This window comes from Streptacidiphilus carbonis (assembly GCF_000787775.1).
GTDB classification, from domain to species: domain Bacteria; phylum Actinomycetota; class Actinomycetes; order Streptomycetales; family Streptomycetaceae; genus Streptacidiphilus; species Streptacidiphilus carbonis.
Map to the genome: position 1 here is coordinate 173,407 of NZ_BBPM01000006.1, position 17,256 is coordinate 190,662.

A 17,256-nucleotide genomic window follows, 5' to 3' on the forward strand; every position below is an offset into this window, starting at 1 on the left:
CGGCCGCGCCCTCCTGTCCTAGGAATGTACCGACCAACCAGGCACACGGGAGTTCGTCATGGAAGCTCGTCTCAACGTCTTCGGCAACGCGGTGGCCGGCCAGGCCCTGAAGTACTTCAACTCCGCCAACAAGGCAGTGGCAGGCTCCACCCTGCCGGCCGCGACGCAGGAGCTGGTGAAGATCCGCGCCAGCCAGATCAACGGCTGCGGATTCTGCCTCGACATGCACACCAAGGACGCGGCGGAGGCCGGGGAGACCGCGATCCGCCTCAGCATGGTGGCCGCCTGGCGCGAGGCCAAGGTCTTCACCGAGGCCGAGCGCGCCGCCCTGGAGCTGGCGGAGCAGGGCACCCGCATCGCCGACGCCGCCGGCGGCGTCCCGGACGACGTCTGGGCCAACGCCGCCAAGCACTACGACGAGGACCAGCTCGCCGCCCTGGTGTCGCTGATCGCGCTGATCAACGCCTACAACCGGATGAACGTCATCCTCCAGCAGCCTGCCGGGGACTACCGCCCCGGCATGTTCGGCTGAACGAGGAACATCCGCCCCCCGGGCCCGCACCAGGGCCCGGGGGCGCCAATGCTTAAGTATCTACTTGACTATTGCCCTCCGCGGCTCAATACTTAAGTACATGCTTAACCATGAGGTCCCGCTCGACCGGGTCTTCCAGGCGCTGGCCGACCCCACCCGTCGGGCCCTGGTCGAACGGCTGATCCGCAGGCCGGCCTCGGTGAGCGAGCTGGCCAAGCCGCTGCCGATGTCGCTGGCCGCCGTGGTCCAGCACCTGCAGGTGCTGGAGGCGGCCGGTCTGGTGCGGTCGGAGAAGGTCGGCCGCGTGCGCACCTGCCACGTCGTACCGGCGGGACTGCGGGCCGCCGAGGCGTGGTTCGCCGCACAGCGGACCAGTTGGGAGGTCCGACTGGACCGGCTCGGCGACTTCCTGGCTGAGGAACCCAAGCAGAACGAGCAGAAGGAGTGACACCATGTCCGATCGATCCGTCACCCACGCGACCTTCGTCATCGTGCACGTGTACGACGCTCCGCCCGCCCGGGTGTTCGCCGCATGGGCCGACCAGACGGCCAAGAACCGCTGGTTCGCCGGTGTGGACAGCCCCGACCCGGACGCCGCCACGCTGGAGCTGGACTTCCGGGTCGGGGGCACCGAGCGGAACACCTTCCAGGACGGGAAGGGCGGCCCCGTGTTCAGCTACGAGGGCTGCTTCCGCGACATCGTGCCGGACGAGCGCATCGTCCTGACCAACCACATGCACCGGGACGAGACCCGCCTCGCGGTCAACCTGGTCCACGTCCAGTTCGACCCGGAGGGGGCCGGGACCCGGCTGACCGTAACGGACCAGGGCGCGTACCTGGACGGACAGGACCGGCCGGAGTGGCGCGAGGCGGGGACGCGGTCGCAGCTGGAGCGGCTCGCCGTGGAACTGAAGACCGTGGTGTAGCAGTGCTTTCGACTGCGGGCCGTCATTGGCTGGTCGCGCAGTTCCCCGCGCCCCTGGGTGGGTGCAACTTCCCCGCAGAGGGTCAGTTGCAGCACCGTTGGGGGCGCGGGGAACTGCGCGCTCAGCCCGCTACGGTCCGCAGTATGACACCCCCGTCAGTGCCCCCGCTCGATCCAGACCGGCAGGTCCGCGGCCTCGGCCCCGATCGTCGTGGAGTCGCCGTGGCCGGTGCGCACCACCGTCTCCGGCGGCAGCGTGAGCAGCCGGTCCCTGATCGAGTCGATGATGGTCGGGAAGTGCGAGAAGGACCGCCCGGTGGCCCCCGGCCCGCCGTGGAACAGGGTGTCGCCCGAGAACAGCACGCCCAGCTGGGCCGAGTACAGGCAGACGGCCCCGGGGCTGTGCCCCGGGGTGTGCAGGACGACCAGCTCGGTCCCGGCCACCGTGATCCGCTGACCGTCGGTCAGTTCGCCGTCGGGCAACCGCCCCGGGTGGGTCTGCTTCCACAGCGGCAGGTCGTCCGGGTGCAGCAGGACCGGCGCCCCGGTCCGCGCCGCCAGCGCCGGGGCCGCGTCGATGTGGTCGTTGTGTGCGTGCGTGGACACGATCGCCACCAGCCGTCGCGGGCCCACCGCCGCGGCGATGACCTCGGCGTCATGGGCGGCGTCGACGACCAGCACCTCGCTGTCGTCGCCGACGATCCAGACGTTGTTGTCCACCTCCCAGCTGCCGCCGTCGAGGTCGAAGGTGCCGGAGGTGACCAGGTGCTCGACCCTGGCCGAGCCGGCGGACCCGGCGGGGCCGCCCGTCATCAGAAGACCACCACCGAGCGCAGCACCTCGCCCTTGTGCATCCGCACGAAGGCCTCCTCCACACCGTCCAGCGGGATCGTCTCGGAGACGAAGGCGTCCAGGTCCAGCCGGCCCTGCAGATAGAGGTCGATCAGCATCGGGAAGTCCCGGCTGGGCAGGCAGTCCCCGTACCAGGAGGACTTCAGCGCTCCGCCGCGTCCGAAGACGTCCAGCAGCGGCAGCTCCAGCTTCATCTCCGGGGTGGGCACCCCGACCAGGACCACGGTGCCGGCCAGGTCGCGGGCGTAGAACGCCTGCTTGTAGGTCTCGGGGCGGCCCACCGCCTCGATCACCACGTCCGCGCCGTTGCCGCCGGTCAGCTCCTGGATCGCCGCCACCGGGTCGCCGGCCCGTGAGTTGACGGAGTGGGTGGCGCCCAGCCGCAGCGCGGTGGCGAGCTTGTTGTCGTCGATGTCCACCGCGATGATCCGCGCCGCACCGGCCAGCCGCGCGCCCATCACCGCCGCGCTGCCGACCCCGCCGCAGCCGATCACCGCGACGGTGTCGCCGCGCGACACCGCGCCGGTGTTCACCGCCGCGCCGAGGCCCGCCATCACCCCGCAGCCGAGCAGTCCGGCCGCGGCCGGCGAGGCAGCCGGATCGACCTTGGTGCACTGGCCCGCCGCGACCAGGGTCTTGTCGGCGAAGGCGCCGATGCCCAGCGCCGCGGACAGCTCGGTGCCGTCCTCCAACGTCATCTTCTGCTCGGCGTTGTGGGTGTTGAAGCAGTACTGGGGCCGCCCGCGCCGACAGGCCCGGCACTGGCCGCAGACCGCGCGCCAGTTGAGGATCACGAAGTCGCCGGGCGCCACCTCGGTGACGCCGTCGCCCACGCTCTCCACGATCCCGGCCGCCTCATGGCCGAGCAGGAACGGGAACTCGTCGTTGATCCCGCCCTCGCGGTAGTGCAGATCGGTGTGGCACACCCCGCACGCCTGCACCTTGACGACGGCCTCACCGGGCCCGGGGTCCGGCACCACGATCGTCTCGATCCGCACCGGTGCGCCCTTGCCCGGGGCGATCACTCCACGTACACGCTGGGGCATGGTGGTTGCCCCTCCTCTCCTCAGGTGATCCGACCGTACCCCGGCAGCTGTCCGCCGTACCCCAGCGGCTCGAAGCCGCCGTCGCGCCCGACCGTGCCGCCCCTCGCCCACCGGCGTCGGCGCATGGTGCAGAGTGTCCCCGGGGACGCATCCCCTCAGCGACCGCGCAGGCCACCGCAGGCCCCCGACCCGGAGGTCACCCATGCCCGACACCGACTGGCAGCAGGACATCCTCGGCCCCGGCTACCACCGGCACGACTTCGACCTGGGTACCGACCCGGACCGGGAGGGGACGGTCGCCGCCGTACTCGTGCGGCGCGACCCCAAGCCCGAGGAGGCCGTCCGCGGCGCCGTGCTGTATCTGCACGGTTTCTCCGACTACTTCTTCCAGACCGGCCTCGCCGACGCCCTGGCCCGTCAGGGACTCCCGTTCTACGCCTTGGACCTGCGCAAATGCGGTCGGGCCCGGAAGCCGGGGCAGACCGCGCACCACATCTCCGACCTGGCCCGCTACGACGAGGAGCTGGAGCGCGCGCTGGCCGTCGTCGCCGCGGACCACCCCGGTCTGCCGGTGTACGTCATCGGCCACTCCACCGGTGGGCTGGTCACCGCCCTGTGGCTGGACCGGCGCCGGGCGGCCGGACAGGTCGCGCCGGTCGCCGGGGCGGTGTTCAACAGCCCCTGGTTCGACCTGCAGGGCAAGCCGGTGGAGCGCGGCCTGCTGACCCAGCTGATCCGCGTCCTGGCCAAGCCGTTTCCGCTGCGGCACCTCAAGGCTCCGATCGGCGTGTACACCAACACCCTGCACACCAGCGGCACCGGCGAATGGGACTTCGACCTCGCGCTGAAGCCGATGGAGGGCTTCCCGGTGACGATCGGCTGGCTCAACGCGATCCGGCGCGCGCAGGCCCGGCTGCACCGCGGCCTGGACATCGGCGTCCCCTCGCTGGTGCTGCGCTCCGACCGCTCCGACTTCTCGCCGCGGTACTCACCGCTCAGCGACCGCGCGGACACCGTGGTCGACGTCGAGCACATCGCCCGCTGGGCCGGCTCCCTCGGCGGCGAGACCACCGTGGTGCCGGTCCCGGACGCGCGCCACGACGTCTTCCTGTCCCTGGCCGAACCGCGCGAGCAGGCCTACGCGGTCATGGAGGCCTGGCTCGGTCAGCAGCTCGCGCGACCGGTCAGGAACGAAGAAGCGGATCCCACCGCCCGCCCGTAGCGTGACAGGCAGCAACACCGGGCCCGAAACAGCGGAGCCTGAAGCACCGCAGCCTGAAACACCGCAGCCTGACGAAGATGGGGACACGATAGGCATGGCCGAGAAGACGGGGACGCAGTCGCCCGAGCCGCACGCTGCCGACAGCCACGATCTGATCCGCGTACTGGGGGCGCGGGTGAACAACCTCAAGGACGTCAGCATCGAGATCCCGAAGCGCCGGCTGACGGTGTTCACCGGGGTCTCCGGCTCGGGCAAGAGCTCGCTGGTCTTCAGCACCATCGCGGCGGAGTCGCAGCGGCTGATCAACGAGACCTACAGCGCGTTCGTCCAGGGCTTCATGCCGACCCTGGCGCGGCCGGAGGTCGACGTCCTCGACGGGCTTACCACCGCGATCAGCGTCGACCAGCAGCGGATGGGCGGCGACCCGCGTTCCACGGTCGGCACCGCCACCGACGCCAACGCGATGCTGCGGATCCTCTTCAGCCGCCTCGGCGAGCCGCACATCGGCCCCCCGAGCGCCTACGCCTTCAACGTCCCCTCGGTCAGGGCGAGCGGCGCCATCACGGTGGAGCGCGGCGACCAGAAGACGGTGAAGGCCACCTTCAACCGCACCGGCGGCATGTGCACCCGCTGCGAGGGCCGCGGCACGGTCTCCGACGTCGACCTGACCCAGTTCTACGACGAGTCCAAGTCGCTCAACGAGGACGCGATCACCGTCCCCGGCTACAAGGGCGGCGGCTGGAACTACCGGCTCTACACCGAGTCCGGCCTCGTGGACCCGGACAAGCCGATCCGGAAGTACACCAAGAAGGAGCTGCACGCCTTCCTCTACCACGAGCCCGTGCGGATGAAGATCGCGGGCATCAACATGACCTACGAGGGCCTGATCCCGCGGATCCAGAAGTCGATGCTGTCCAAGGACCCGGAGGCGATGCAGCCGCACATCCGGGAGTTCGTGGACCGCGCGGTCGCCTTCACCACCTGCCCCGACTGCGACGGCACCCGGCTCAGCGAGGGCGCCCGCTCCTCGAAGATCAAGAAGATCAGCATCGCCGACGCCTGCGCCATGCAGATCAGCGACCTGGCCGACTGGGTCCGCGGACTCGACGAACCATCAGTGGCGCCGCTGCTGACCGCGCTGGGGCAGACCCTGGACTCGTTCGTGGAGATCGGCCTCGGCTACCTCTCGCTGAACCGGCCCGCCGGCACCCTCTCCGGCGGCGAGGCGCAGCGCACCAAGATGATCCGGCACCTGGGCTCCTCGCTCACCGATGTCACCTACATCTTCGACGAGCCCACCATCGGCCTGCACCCGCACGACATCCAGCGGATGAACCGGCTGCTGCTGCGGCTGCGCGACAAGGGCAACACGGTCCTGGTGGTGGAGCACAAGCCGGAGACGATCGCCATCGCCGACCATGTCGTGGACCTGGGCCCCGGCGCGGGCACGTCCGGTGGCACGGTCTGCTTCGAGGGCACGCTCGCGGACCTGCGCTCCGCCGGGACGCTCACCGGCCGGCATCTGGACGACCGGGCCTCGGTGAAGCCGGAGGTGCGCAAGCCGTCGGGTGCGCTGGAGGTGCGCGGCGCGGGCACCAACAACCTGCAGGACGTGGACGTCGACATCCCGCTGGGCGTGCTCACGGTGCTCACCGGCGTGGCCGGGTCGGGCAAGAGCTCGCTGATCCAGGGCTCGGTGTCCGGCCGGGAGGGCGTGGTGACGGTGGATCAGGCCCCGATCCGCGGCTCGCGGCGCAGCAACCCGGCGACGTACACCGGACTGCTGGAGCCGATCCGCAAGGCGTTCGCCAAGGCCAACGACGTCAAGCCGGCCCTGTTCAGCGCCAACTCCGAGGGCGCCTGCCCGAACTGCAACGGCGCCGGCGTGGTCTACACGGACCTGGCGATGATGGCCGGGGTGGCGCAGACCTGCGAGGAGTGCGAGGGCAAGCGGTTCGACGCCTCGGTGCTGGAGTACCGCCTCGGCGGCCGGGACATCAGCGAGGTGCTGGCGATGTCGGTGGACCGGGCCGGGGAGTTCTTCGCCGAGGGCGAGGCGGCCATCCCCGCCGCCCAGCGCGTTCTGGCCCGGCTCGCGGACGTCGGGCTCGGCTACCTGACCCTCGGTCAGCCGCTCACCACCCTGTCCGGCGGCGAGCGGCAGCGGCTCAAGCTGGCCACCCACATGGGCGAGAAGGGCGGCGTCTACATCCTGGACGAGCCGACCACCGGCCTGCACCTCGCCGATGTCGAGCAACTGCTGGCCCTGCTGGACCGGTTGGTCGACTCCGGCAAGTCGGTCATCGTCATCGAGCACCACCAGGCGGTGATGGCGCACGCGGACTGGATCATCGACCTGGGCCCCGGAGCCGGCCACGACGGCGGCCGCGTCGTCTTCGAGGGCACGCCGGCGGACCTGGTCGCCGCCCGCTCCACCCTCACCGGCGAGCACCTCGCGGAGTACGTCGCGGACCACGTCGCCGGCTGACCCCCGGAGCCGGTGGCAGTTGCGAGCAGTCCCGCGCGACGCCGGCTGGACGTGGCCCCGCGTCCGGCCGTGCGCCGACGGGTCCGTACGAGCAGGCGGACCTCACACTCCGCCGCGCTGTTCCGTCCACCTCATGAACCGCACACCGATCCGACCGTGGGGGTCCGCGACACCATGAGCAACCGATCCGAGCAGACGGCCCGACGGCCCGATCCGGGCCTGGACGCGATCATGAGCGAACGGCACAGGCTGATCAACCTCGCCTACCGCCTGCTCGGCTCGGTCGCCGACGCCGAGGACGTCGTCCAGGAGACCTATGCCCGCTGGTACGCGATGCCGCCGGAGCGGCAGCAGGCGGTCGAGTCCCCCGGCGGCTGGCTGACCACGGTCGCCGGCCGCATCTGCCTGGACCTGCTGGGCTCGGCCCGGGCCCGGCGGGAGAAGTACGTGGGCCAGTGGCTGCCGGAGCCGGTGCCGGACGCCGCCGAATGGATCCACGGCTGGTCCGGCGGCACCACCGCCGACCCCGCCGACCGGGTCACCCTGGACGAGTCGATCAGCATGGCCTTCCTGGTGGTGCTGGAGTCGATGACCCCGGCCGAGCGCGTCGCCTTCGTGCTGCACGACGTCTTCCGCTACCCCTTCGCCGAGATCGCCAGGATCGTCGGCCGCACCCCGGCGGCCTGCCGCCAACTGGCCACCTCGGCCCGCCGCCGGGTCCGGGCCGCGCAGAGCAGCCCGGTACCGGACACCTCCAGGCGCGCCGACATCGTCAGGGACTTCAAGCAGGCCTGGGCGGCCAAGGACCTGCGCGCCCTGGTCGACCTGCTCGACCCGCAGGCCACAGCGACCGGCGACGGCGGCGGCCTGGTCACCGCCCGGCTCCACCCGGTCCGGGGCAGCGAGTCGATCGCCCGCGACCTGATCCGACTCGTCACCCTGGCACCGGACCTGACGCTCCACGAACGTACGGTCAACGGCCAGCCGGGCCTGCTGCTCCGGTTCCACGGAGAGATCGCGGCGGTGATGGCCCTCGACATCTCGGGCGGCCGGATCAGGAACATCTGGGCCATGCGCAACCCGGAGAAGCTCCGCCCCTGGACGGCCGACTGACGAGCGGCGGGACCGGGGCCCCGGGCCGCGTCAGCCGGCCTGCCACAGCTCGACCCGGTTGCCCTCGGGATCGGTGACCCAGCCGAACCGGCCGACACCCTCCATCTCCTGGATCTCCTCGGCCACCTCCGCTCCCTTGCCGCGCAATTGGGCGAGCATCGCGTCCAGGTCGCGGACCCGGAAGTTGAGCATCGTCTGCTGGCCGCGCGAGCCGAAGTAGTCGGTCCCGGACTCGAAGGTCGCGAAGACCGTCACCCCCGCCTCCTGGCGCCACAGGCCGTTCTCGTCGGCCTCCAGGCCCAGGCAGTCCCGGTACCAGGCGCCCAGGGCCGCCGGGTCGCCGGCCCGCAGGAAGTAGCCGCCGATGCCGAGCACGCGTTCCATGTCGCCGTCCTCTCAGCCCAACTGCTTCAGCAGTTCCTCGGCGAGCGGGCCGGCGGAGGCCGGGTTCTGGCCGGTGACCAGGGTGCGGTCCACCTCGACGTGCGGGGCCCAGGGCGTGCTTTCCCGGAAGTCCGCGCCGAGGGCGACCAGACGGTCCTGGAGCAGCCACCTGGCCTTGTCGGCCAGGCCGCCCTGGATCTCCTCCGCATTGGTGAACCCGGTGAGCCGGTAGCCGGCGAACGGCGAGGTGCCGTCCTCGTTCGCGGCCGCCAGCAGCGCGGCAGGGGCGTGGCAGACCACGCCGAGCGGGGTGCCGGACTTCAGCGCCAGCGTGAGCAGCGCGCCGGAGTCGGCGTTGACGGCCAGGTCCTCCATCGGGCCGTGGCCGCCGGGGTAGAACACGGCGTAGTAGTCCTGCAGCCGCACGTCCTCCAGCGGGACCGGGCGCCGCAGTTCGGCCATCGAGGCGAGGGTGTCGGCCATCTGCTTCGCGCCCTCCTCACCGCCGTTGAACTGCGGTGCGAGGCTGGCCGCGTCCACCGGCGGGACCACGCCGCCCGGGGTGGCGACCACGATCTCGTGCCCGGCGGCCCGGAACACCTGGTAGGGGGCCGCGGCCTCGTCGGCCCAGAAGCCGGTCGGGTGCTTGGTGCCGTCCGCCAGGGTCCAGTGGTCGGCGCCGGTCATCACGAAAAGGATCTTTGCCATGGTGCGTGCGCTCCGGGGGTAGTGGTCCGCGTTGGTTCGCTCCACTCAAAGGTAGACCTGTTCAAGTATCTGCCGCCAACGCACACGCCGATCGCCGGACCATCCGGAAAACGCTTGGACTGCGCGGTCGCGGTCGCGGGACACTGCGGGTTCCCGGCCCCCGCGCCCGCGCCGAAGCACCGCCTTGAGCCGCGACCAGCTGTGTGGGGGCTTGATCGGCATGCCCTTTTGGGGGTGGTATGAGTTTTTCCGGAGCACCTGACAGCTCGCCGCGCAGAGGCTCGACGCTGCTCGCACTTCGTTACTACGCAAGGGAGTTGATTCGACTCAAACGGGTGACGGCACCGGCGATGCTGCTGCCGGCGCTGGGCAATATCGGCACCAACTACGTCGCGCCGCTGGTCGTCGCCGCACTCGTCGGCCGCATCGCGAAGGACGGCCGCGTCTCGATCGGCTCCACGCTGCCCTACATCCTGGAGTTCGGCGGCGTACTGCTGCTGGCGGAGGTGCTGTGGCGGATCGGCCTGCACTGCCTGAACCGTCTCGACGCCCGCGGCATCGAGCACCTCTATGTGATCGGGATGGACGAGCTGTTCGCCAAGGACGCCGCGTTCTTCCACGAGAACTTCGCCGGGTCGCTCACCAAGCGGGTGCTGAGCTTCGCCTCCCGCTTCGAGGAGTTCATCGACACGCTGACGTTCGACGTGGTGGGCAGCCTGGTGCCGCTGCTGTTCGGGTCGGTGGTGCTGTGGCACTATCAGCCGCTGCTGGTGGTCGGCCTGTTGACGATGATCGTGCTGACGTCGGTGTGTGTGGCCCCGCTGATCCGTCGCCGTCAGGCGCTGGTCGACCAGCGCGAGGAGGCGATCGCCCGGGTGTCCGGCCATGTCGCGGACAGCCTGATGAACATGGACACCGTCCGGGCCTTCGCCGCGGAGGAGCGCGAGGCGGCCGAGCACCGGTCCCGCGTCGCGCAGTCCCGGCGGCTCTCGCTGCGCTCCTGGGACTACGGCAATCTGCGTATCGACACCCTGGTCGCGCCGCTGTCCGTGCTGACCAACGCCCTGGGGCTGCTGCTGGCGGTCGCGCTGGGCGGCGGCAACCACGGCGTGGAGGCGGTCGTGGTCGCCTTCACCTACTACAGCAACGCCACCAGGATCATGTTCCAGTTCAACCAGATCTACCGGCGCCTGGAGAGCTCGATGACCGAGGCCGCGCAGTTCACCGAGCTGCTGCTGACCCCGCCGACCGTGATCGACCCGGAGTCGCCGCTGCCGCTGCCCTCCCTGTCCGGCGGCAGGCGCGCCGCCGACATCCGCTTCGAGCGGGTGACCTTCTCCCACGGCGGCGCGCAGCCGCTGTTCGAGGAGCTGGACCTGGCCGTGCCGAACGGCGCGCGGATCGGTCTGGTCGGGCGCTCCGGCGGCGGCAAGACCACGCTCACCCGGCTGCTGCTGCGGATGACGGACATCGACACCGGCCGGATCCTGATCGGGGGTCAGGACATCAGCCGGCTGCGCCAGGCCGACCTGCGCAGCCTGATCGCCTACGTCCCGCAGGACCCGGCGATGTTCCACCGCACCCTGCGGCAGAACATCGCCTTCGCCCGGCCGGACGCCACCGAGGCCGAGATCCGCCGCGCGGCCGAGGCGGCGCACGTCACCGGCTTCGCGGACACGCTGCCGGACGGATTCGACACCATGGTGGGCGAACGCGGCGTCAAACTGTCCGGCGGTCAGCGCCAGCGGGTCGCCCTGGCCAGGGCGATCCTGCGGGACGCGCCGATCCTGCTGCTGGACGAGGCGACCAGCGCGCTGGACTCGGAGAGCGAGCTGCTGGTCCAGGAGGCGCTGTGGCGGCTGATGGAGGGGCGCACAGCGCTGGTGGTGGCCCACCGGTTGAGCACGGTCGCCACCATGGACCGGCTGGTGGTGCTGGACCGCGGCCGGATCGTCGAGCAGGGCACCCACCAGGAGCTGCTCGCGTCGGAGGGCGCCTACGCGAAGCTGTGGCAGCACCAGTCGGGAGGCTTTCTCGACGATGCCGCGGCCGGGGCCGACCTGCACTGAGGTCGGCCCCGGCGGGGTGCCGCCGGCCCAGGCCGTAGCGGGGGTCGGGCGGGGGTCAGGGCCCGGTGTCCCCGGGGTGGCTGCAAAGGCCGCCCTGGTAGTTGCTGTCGTACCAGGCGCCGGTCGCGTCGAAGTCCAGGACCGTCTTCCCCGGGCCGACGCAGCGGTGGTAGTCGCCGCGGAACGCCCGGGTGACCTGGATCCAGACGTTGGTGTTGGTCGCGCAGTGCTCGTAGAAGGGGTGGTCGCTGACGGTCCCCGGGTTCCAGCCGCAGGCGTCCCTGCGCTGTGCGGTGGCGGCGTCGGCCGGGGCCGCCACCGAGAAGGCGAGGGCGGCCGCCAGTGCGCAGCCGACCAGGGACAGCATCCGGGTCCGCCCGGTCTGCCTGGTTTGGCCGGGGCTCGACGGGGAGGCTTCACGTGCTTGCATGTTCGGTTCCTCTCGACAGCGGGGACGTCCCGGTGACCCGGGAGCCGCAGCGCGTCGGACGCGTACGGCACTCCGTACACGTCCGACGCACGTCGCCCGTATGACACTCCGCCGGGAAATCCACCGCGTGATCTTCGCTACCCCTCGGCACGGCTGGTTTGCGGCCTCTTGGCACCGCTTGTCCCGGTCCTCGGCGGCCCGGTCCGCCAGGTCGAGATGGAGTCGCGGCGGCCGGACTGGCACACTCTGGGAAGAAGAGTTGGCGGTCGACATAATCATTAGCTGTTCTGCATTGTCGACCGCACCCCAGCGGAGGTGTGCGATGCCCGGCCCGATCCAGTCGCTCGAGCGCGCGGCGGCCATTCTGCGGCTGCTCGCCGGAGGCGAGCGCCGCCTCGGCCTGTCCGAGGTGTCCGCCTCGCTCGGCCTGGCCAAGGGCACCGCGCACGGGATCCTGCGCACGCTCCAGCAGGAGGGCTTCGTCGAGCAGGACCTGGAGAGCGGGAAGTACCAGCTCGGCGCCGAACTGCTGCGGCTCGGGCAGAGCTACCTGGATGTGCACGAACTGCGGGCGCGGGCCCTGGTCTGGGCCGACGACCTGGCCCGGGCCGGCGGCGAGACCGTGTACCTCGGGGTGCTGCACCAGCACGGGGTGCTGATCGTCCATCACGTCTTCCGGCCCGACGACAGCCGGCAGGTGCTGGAGGTCGGCAGCATGCAGCCGCTGCACAGCACCGCGCTCGGCAAGGTGCTGCTGGCGCACGACCCGGTCGCCCGCGGTGAGCTGGACGAGTTCCCCCCGGAGACCTTCACCTCCCGGACCCTGACCGACCTCGCCGCCATCGACGAGGAGTGCGCGCTGACCCGCGAACGCGGCTGGAGCGCGGCCGTCGAGGAGACCTGGCCGGGCGTGGCCTCGATCGGCGCGCTGATCCAGGACCGGCGCCGCAATCCTGTGGGTGCGGTGTGTATCAGCGGCGCCGTCGAGCGGGTGTGCGAAGCCGGCGTGGTGCGGCCGGATCTGGTCGTGGCGGTGCGCGAGGCGGCCCGGGCGATCTCCCGGGACCTGGGCGCAGCGCGGTTCTGAAGCGGCTCAGGCCGGGGCCGACGCGATTCGGTCCCGCTTCCGCGCTGTCGTGACTACGGGCAATTTGTCCGTATTTATTGGTGTCTACGACGTTTTTTCGCCTATGGGTGGTGGTCTTGACGTAATGCCACCCAGAGGGAAAACTGCCGCATGGCGGTCGACAATGTCGAACATTGTTCACGGCAGCCGCATCACCAGCCCTCTCCCACCCACAGGGGCACGGACAAAGGAGTCGTTGTGTCCAACGGCCACATCTTCGTAGGCGAGCTCATCGGCACCGCCCTGCTGATCCTGCTCGGCGGCGGCGTCTGCGCCGCCGTGACGCTCAAGAGATCCAAGGCGTTCGGAGCCGGCTGGGTCGCCATCGCCTTCGGCTGGGGCTTCGCCGTGATGGTCGCGGCGTACGTCTCCAGCCACCTCTCCGGGGCCCACCTCAACCCCGCGGTCACCCTGGCCATAGCCATCAAGAGCGGCGAGTGGAGCCACGTCCCGGTCTACCTGGCCGGACAGATGCTCGGCGCCATGCTCGGTGCCTTCCTGGTGTGGGTCACCTACCTCGGCCAGTTCCAGCAGAACGACGAGCCCACCCTGGGCATCTTCTCCACCGGCCCGGAGATCCGTAACCCGGTCCAGAACCTGATGACCGAGGCCATCGGCACCCTGGTGCTGTGCATCCTGATCCTCACCCAGGGCCTGACTCCCGGGCTCACCCTGTCCGGCACGGGCGTCCTCATCACCTCCCTGACCGTGGTCGGCATCGGCTTCTCGCTCGGCGGCCCGACCGGCTACGCGATCAACCCGGTCCGCGACCTCGGCCCGCGCATCGTCCACTCGCTGCTGCCGATCCCCAAGAAGGGCGGCTCCGACTGGGGCTACGCCTGGATACCCGTGGTCGGCCCGCTCGTCGGCGGTGCCCTCGCGGGCCTGCTGTACAACGCCGCCTACTGACCCGGCCACCGGCCCCGCTGCCGACCCGCGCCAGCACCCCCGCAGCACCTGTCCCCACCCCAGCCGTTCCCCTGTCCGCTCCCCGACCCAGAGGACTCACGCCGTGACCACCACACTGTCCAATGGCGGCCAGTACATCGCCGCGATCGACCAGGGCACCACCTCCAGCCGCTGCATCATCTTCGGCGCCGACGGCCGCATCGTCGCCGTCGACCAGCAGGAACACAGCCAGATCTTCCCCCAGCCCGGCTGGGTGGAGCACGACGGCGCCGAGATCTGGACCCGGGTCCAGTCGGTGGTGGCCGGCGCGCTGGAGAAGGCCGACCTGACCAGGTCCGACATCCGCGCCATCGGGATCACCAACCAGCGCGAGACCACCATCCTGTGGGACAGGCACACCGGCGAGCCCGTCCACAACGCGCTGGTGTGGCAGGACACCCGCACCGAGGCGCTCTGCAAGGAGCTGGGCCGCAACGTCGGCCAGGACCGCTTCCGCCGGGAGACCGGGCTACCGCTGGCCAGCTACTTCGCCGGCCCGAAGATCCGCTGGCTGCTGGACAACGTCGAGGGCCTGCGCGAGCGCGCCGAGGCCGGCGACATCCTCTTCGGCACCATGGACAGCTGGGTCATCTGGAACCTGACCGGCGGCCCCGACGGCGGCGTGCACGTCACCGACGTCACCAACGCCTCGCGCACCCTGCTGATGAACCTGCACACGCTGGAGTGGGACGCCAAGATCCTGGAGTCCATGGACGTCCCGGCCGCGCTGCTGCCGGAGATCCGCTCCTCCGCCGAGGTGTACGGCAACGCGGTCGGCGTGCTGGAGGGCGTGCCGGTGGCCTCGGCCCTGGGCGACCAGCAGGCGGCGCTGTTCGGGCAGACCTGCTTCGACGAGGGCGAGGCCAAGAGCACCTACGGCACCGGCACCTTCCTGCTGCTCAACACCGGCGAGAAGGCCGTCAACTCCTACCACGGCCTGCTGACCACGGTCGGCTACCGGATCGGCGACCAGAAGCCGGTCTACGCCCTGGAGGGCTCGATCGCGGTCACCGGCTCGCTGGTGCAGTGGCTGCGGGACCAGCTGGGCATCATCTCCACCGCGGCCGAGATCGAGACCCTGGCCTCCACCGTCCAGGACAACGGCGGCGCCTACATCGTCCCGGCCTTCTCCGGACTGTTCGCCCCGTACTGGCGCTCCGACGCCCGCGGCGTGATCACCGGCCTGACCCGCTACGTCACCAAGGGCCACCTGGCCCGCGCCGTCCTGGAGGCCACCGCCTGGCAGACCCGCGAGGTCGTCGACGCGATGGCCAAGGACTCCGGCGTCACGCTGACCGCGCTCAAGGTCGACGGCGGCATGACCAGCAACAACCTGCTGATGCAGAACATCGCCGACGTCCTGGACGCCCCGGTCGAGCGGCCCTTCGTGGCCGAGACCACCGCCCTCGGCGCGGCCTACGCGGCCGGCCTCGCGGTCGGCTTCTGGCCGGACCTGGACACCCTGCGGGCCAACTGGCACCGCGCCGCCGAGTGGACCCCGCGCATGGACCAGGCCACCCGCGACCGCGAGTACAAGAACTGGCTCAAGGCCGTCGAACGCACCATGGGCTGGATCGAAGAGGACGAGCCCACGGCGTAGCAGCACCGGTACGGGTTGGGACGGGGTCCGGCACCCGGGCCCCCGTCCCAACCCGTACCGACAGCACCACTTCTGAGACACCTTCTGAGAGGAGCACGGCGGGACCGCGCACCCCGCGGCCCGCCGGACACCAGCTGATGAACACCATCCCGACCCTGGGCGCCAACCACTCCGCCAGCCGCGCGCAGTCGCGGCACCTGCTCAGCAGCGCCACCTACGACCTGCTGGTCATCGGCGGCGGCATTCTCGGTACGGCGGTCGCCTGGACCGCCGCCCAGTCCGGGCTGAAGGTCGCCATGGTCGACGCCGGCGACTTCGCCGGGGCCACCTCCAGCGCCTCGTCCAAGCTGGTCCACGGCGGGCTCCGCTACCTGCAGACCGGCGCGGTGAAGCTGGTCGCGGAGAACCACAAGGAGCGCCGGGCCCTGGCCACCGACGTCGCCCCGCACCTGGTCAACCCGCTCACCTTCTTCGTCCCGGTCTACAAGGGCGGCCCGCACAGCGCCCCCAAGCTCGGCGCAGGCGTCTTCCTGTACTCGGCGCTGTCCGCGTTCCGCGACGGCATGGGCCGGGTGTCCACACCCGCGCACGCGCTGCAGCAGGTCCCTGCGCTGAAGTCGGAGGGACTGCGCTCGGTCGCGGTCTACGGCGACCACCAGATGAACGACTCCCGGGTCGCCGTGATGACGGTGCGCGCGGCGGTCGACTCGGGCGCCGTGGTGCTCAACCACGCCGAGGTGACCGGGCTGCGATTTTCTGGAGGCAAGGGGGGCACGGGCGGCCGGGTGACCGGCGCCGAACTGCGGGACCGGCTGGACGGCACCGAGTTCGGCGTGAACGCGCGGCTGGTGCTCAACGCGACCGGGCCGTGGGTGGACCACCTGCGCACCATGGAGGACGCGGGTTCCGCGCCCAGCATCCGGCTGTCCAAGGGCGCGCACGTGGTGGTCAAGCGCCGCGCGCCCTGGCACGCGGCGCTGACCATACCCATCGACAAGTACCGGGTCTCCTTCGCCATCCCGTGGGAGGACCACGTGCTGCTGGGCACCACGGACGAGGAGTACACCGGCGACCCCGCCGACGTCCGGGCGACCGACGCGGACATCGACCAGATCATGGGCGAGGCCGGACACGCCATCAAGGACGAGCACCTGGACCGCGACCTGGTCACCTACTCCTTCGCCGGCCTGCGCGTCCTGCCCGGCGGCCCCGGCGAGACCGCCGCGGCCAAGCGGGAGACCGTGGTCACCGAGGGCCGCGGCGGGATGCTGTCGGTGGCCGGCGGCAAGTGGACGACGTACCGTCACATCGGCCGGGTGGTCCTGGACAAGCTGGCGCACGTCGCCGGCACCGGGCTCGCCGAGGACATCTCGGCGATCCCGCGCACCGTGCCGCTGCCCGGCGTCGCCAGCCCCAACGCGGTCGCGCACCGGCTGCTGGTGGACCGCGAGCCCGGCACCCGGATCGACCCGCTGGTGGCCCGCAACCTGGCCACCCACTACGGCACCCTGTCCTTCGAGATCGCCCAGCTGATCGCGGAGAACCCCGAGCTGGGCCGGCCCATCCACCCGGACGGCCCGGACGTCTGGGCCCAGGTCGCCTACGCGGCCGCGCACGAGTGGGCGCACACCCCGGACGACGTTCTGCGGCGCCGCACCACCATGGTCGTCCGCGGCCTGGACACCCCGGAGGTCCGCGCCGAGGTCGCGGCGTTCCTGGCGGCCCACCCGGTGGGCTGACCGCCTTCGGCGGAACGCAGGCGCAGCTGAAGGTGCAGGCGCAGGAGGGGAACGGGCGGGGCGGGCGACCACGG

The 17,256-nt window shown here is 71.2% G+C and carries 16 protein-coding genes; 11 read left to right on the forward strand and 5 right to left on the reverse strand.

Features of this window, described 5'->3' with window-relative positions:
- The first annotated feature begins 58 nt into the window (after positions 1 to 58).
- The 3 genes from TR46_RS07000 (at position 59) to TR46_RS07010 (ending at position 1,458) form a co-directional block, all read left to right on the forward strand.
- Complete coding sequence (locus tag TR46_RS07000; RefSeq protein WP_042395325.1) at positions 59 to 532, forward strand: carboxymuconolactone decarboxylase family protein; 474 nt, start codon at positions 59 to 61, stop codon at positions 530 to 532.
- 100 nt (positions 533 to 632) lie between these two features.
- Positions 633 to 980, forward strand: a complete 348-nt coding sequence (locus TR46_RS07005; protein WP_042395327.1) for an ArsR/SmtB family transcription factor — start codon at positions 633 to 635, stop codon at positions 978 to 980.
- Between the two features lie 4 nt (positions 981 to 984).
- Complete coding sequence (locus tag TR46_RS07010; RefSeq protein WP_042395328.1) at positions 985 to 1,458, forward strand: SRPBCC family protein; 474 nt, start codon at positions 985 to 987, stop codon at positions 1,456 to 1,458.
- 155 nt (positions 1,459 to 1,613) lie between these two features.
- Here the strand turns inward: TR46_RS07010 and TR46_RS07015 are convergent, their stop codons facing one another.
- Together TR46_RS07015 and TR46_RS07020 are read right to left on the reverse strand one after the other, a co-directional pair.
- Entirely contained in the window at positions 1,614 to 2,270 is a 657-nt protein-coding gene (locus TR46_RS07015; RefSeq protein ID WP_042395330.1) for an MBL fold metallo-hydrolase, read from the reverse strand.
- A complete protein-coding gene (locus TR46_RS07020) occupies positions 2,270 to 3,355 on the reverse strand; it encodes an S-(hydroxymethyl)mycothiol dehydrogenase (protein ID WP_042395331.1) in 1,086 nt (361 codons plus the stop codon). The genes TR46_RS07015 and TR46_RS07020 overlap by 1 nt, the downstream gene beginning before the upstream one ends.
- Positions 3,356 to 3,557: 202 nt before the next feature.
- Here TR46_RS07020 and TR46_RS07025 point away from each other — a divergent pair, with 202 nt between their 5' ends.
- From TR46_RS07025 to sigJ, 3 genes are all read left to right on the forward strand, one after another.
- On the forward strand, positions 3,558 to 4,577 hold the full coding sequence (locus TR46_RS07025) for an alpha/beta hydrolase (RefSeq protein WP_042395333.1): 1,020 nt from the start codon (positions 3,558 to 3,560) through the stop codon (positions 4,575 to 4,577).
- A 94-nt stretch (positions 4,578 to 4,671) separates the two neighbouring features.
- Positions 4,672 to 7,065 (forward strand): ATP-binding cassette domain-containing protein, encoded by a 2,394-nt coding sequence (locus TR46_RS07030; protein ID WP_042395336.1) that lies wholly within the window; start codon positions 4,672 to 4,674, stop codon positions 7,063 to 7,065.
- Between the two features lie 174 nt (positions 7,066 to 7,239).
- Positions 7,240 to 8,178 (forward strand): RNA polymerase sigma factor SigJ, encoded by a 939-nt coding sequence (sigJ, locus tag TR46_RS07035; RefSeq protein ID WP_042395638.1) that lies wholly within the window; start codon positions 7,240 to 7,242, stop codon positions 8,176 to 8,178.
- A gap of 30 nt (positions 8,179 to 8,208) precedes the next feature.
- On the opposite strand, the gene TR46_RS07040 is transcribed toward sigJ, so the two are convergent.
- Complete coding sequence (locus tag TR46_RS07040) at positions 8,209 to 8,562, reverse strand: VOC family protein (RefSeq protein WP_042395338.1); 354 nt, start codon at positions 8,560 to 8,562, stop codon at positions 8,209 to 8,211.
- A gap of 12 nt (positions 8,563 to 8,574) precedes the next feature.
- Entirely contained in the window at positions 8,575 to 9,270 is a 696-nt protein-coding gene (locus TR46_RS07045) for a type 1 glutamine amidotransferase domain-containing protein (RefSeq protein WP_042395340.1), read from the reverse strand.
- A gap of 239 nt (positions 9,271 to 9,509) precedes the next feature.
- On the opposite strand from TR46_RS07045, the gene TR46_RS07050 reads away from it, so the two are divergent.
- On the forward strand, positions 9,510 to 11,339 hold the full coding sequence (locus TR46_RS07050) for an ABC transporter ATP-binding protein (protein WP_084718035.1): 1,830 nt from the start codon (positions 9,510 to 9,512) through the stop codon (positions 11,337 to 11,339).
- A gap of 55 nt (positions 11,340 to 11,394) precedes the next feature.
- Here the strand turns inward: TR46_RS07050 and TR46_RS07055 are convergent, their stop codons facing one another.
- Positions 11,395 to 11,769: a DUF6355 family natural product biosynthesis protein gene (locus TR46_RS07055; RefSeq protein ID WP_042395347.1), complete on the reverse strand. Its 375-nt coding sequence runs from the start codon at positions 11,767 to 11,769 to the stop codon at positions 11,395 to 11,397.
- A 322-nt stretch (positions 11,770 to 12,091) separates the two neighbouring features.
- On the opposite strand from TR46_RS07055, the gene TR46_RS07060 reads away from it, so the two are divergent.
- From TR46_RS07060 to TR46_RS07075, 4 genes are all read left to right on the forward strand, one after another.
- Positions 12,092 to 12,856 (forward strand): IclR family transcriptional regulator, encoded by a 765-nt coding sequence (locus tag TR46_RS07060; protein WP_042395350.1) that lies wholly within the window; start codon positions 12,092 to 12,094, stop codon positions 12,854 to 12,856.
- A 237-nt stretch (positions 12,857 to 13,093) separates the two neighbouring features.
- Entirely contained in the window at positions 13,094 to 13,804 is a 711-nt protein-coding gene (locus TR46_RS07065) for an MIP/aquaporin family protein (protein WP_042395353.1), read from the forward strand.
- Positions 13,805 to 13,907: 103 nt separating this feature from the next.
- A complete protein-coding gene (glpK, locus tag TR46_RS07070) occupies positions 13,908 to 15,443 on the forward strand; it encodes a glycerol kinase GlpK (protein WP_042395356.1) in 1,536 nt (511 codons plus the stop codon).
- Positions 15,444 to 15,580: 137 nt separating this feature from the next.
- The gene (locus TR46_RS07075) at positions 15,581 to 17,182 is read left to right on the forward strand and encodes a glycerol-3-phosphate dehydrogenase/oxidase (protein WP_042395360.1); all 1,602 of its coding nucleotides are present in this window, start codon (positions 15,581 to 15,583) and stop codon (positions 17,180 to 17,182) included.
- Positions 17,183 to 17,256: the final 74 nt, after the last annotated feature.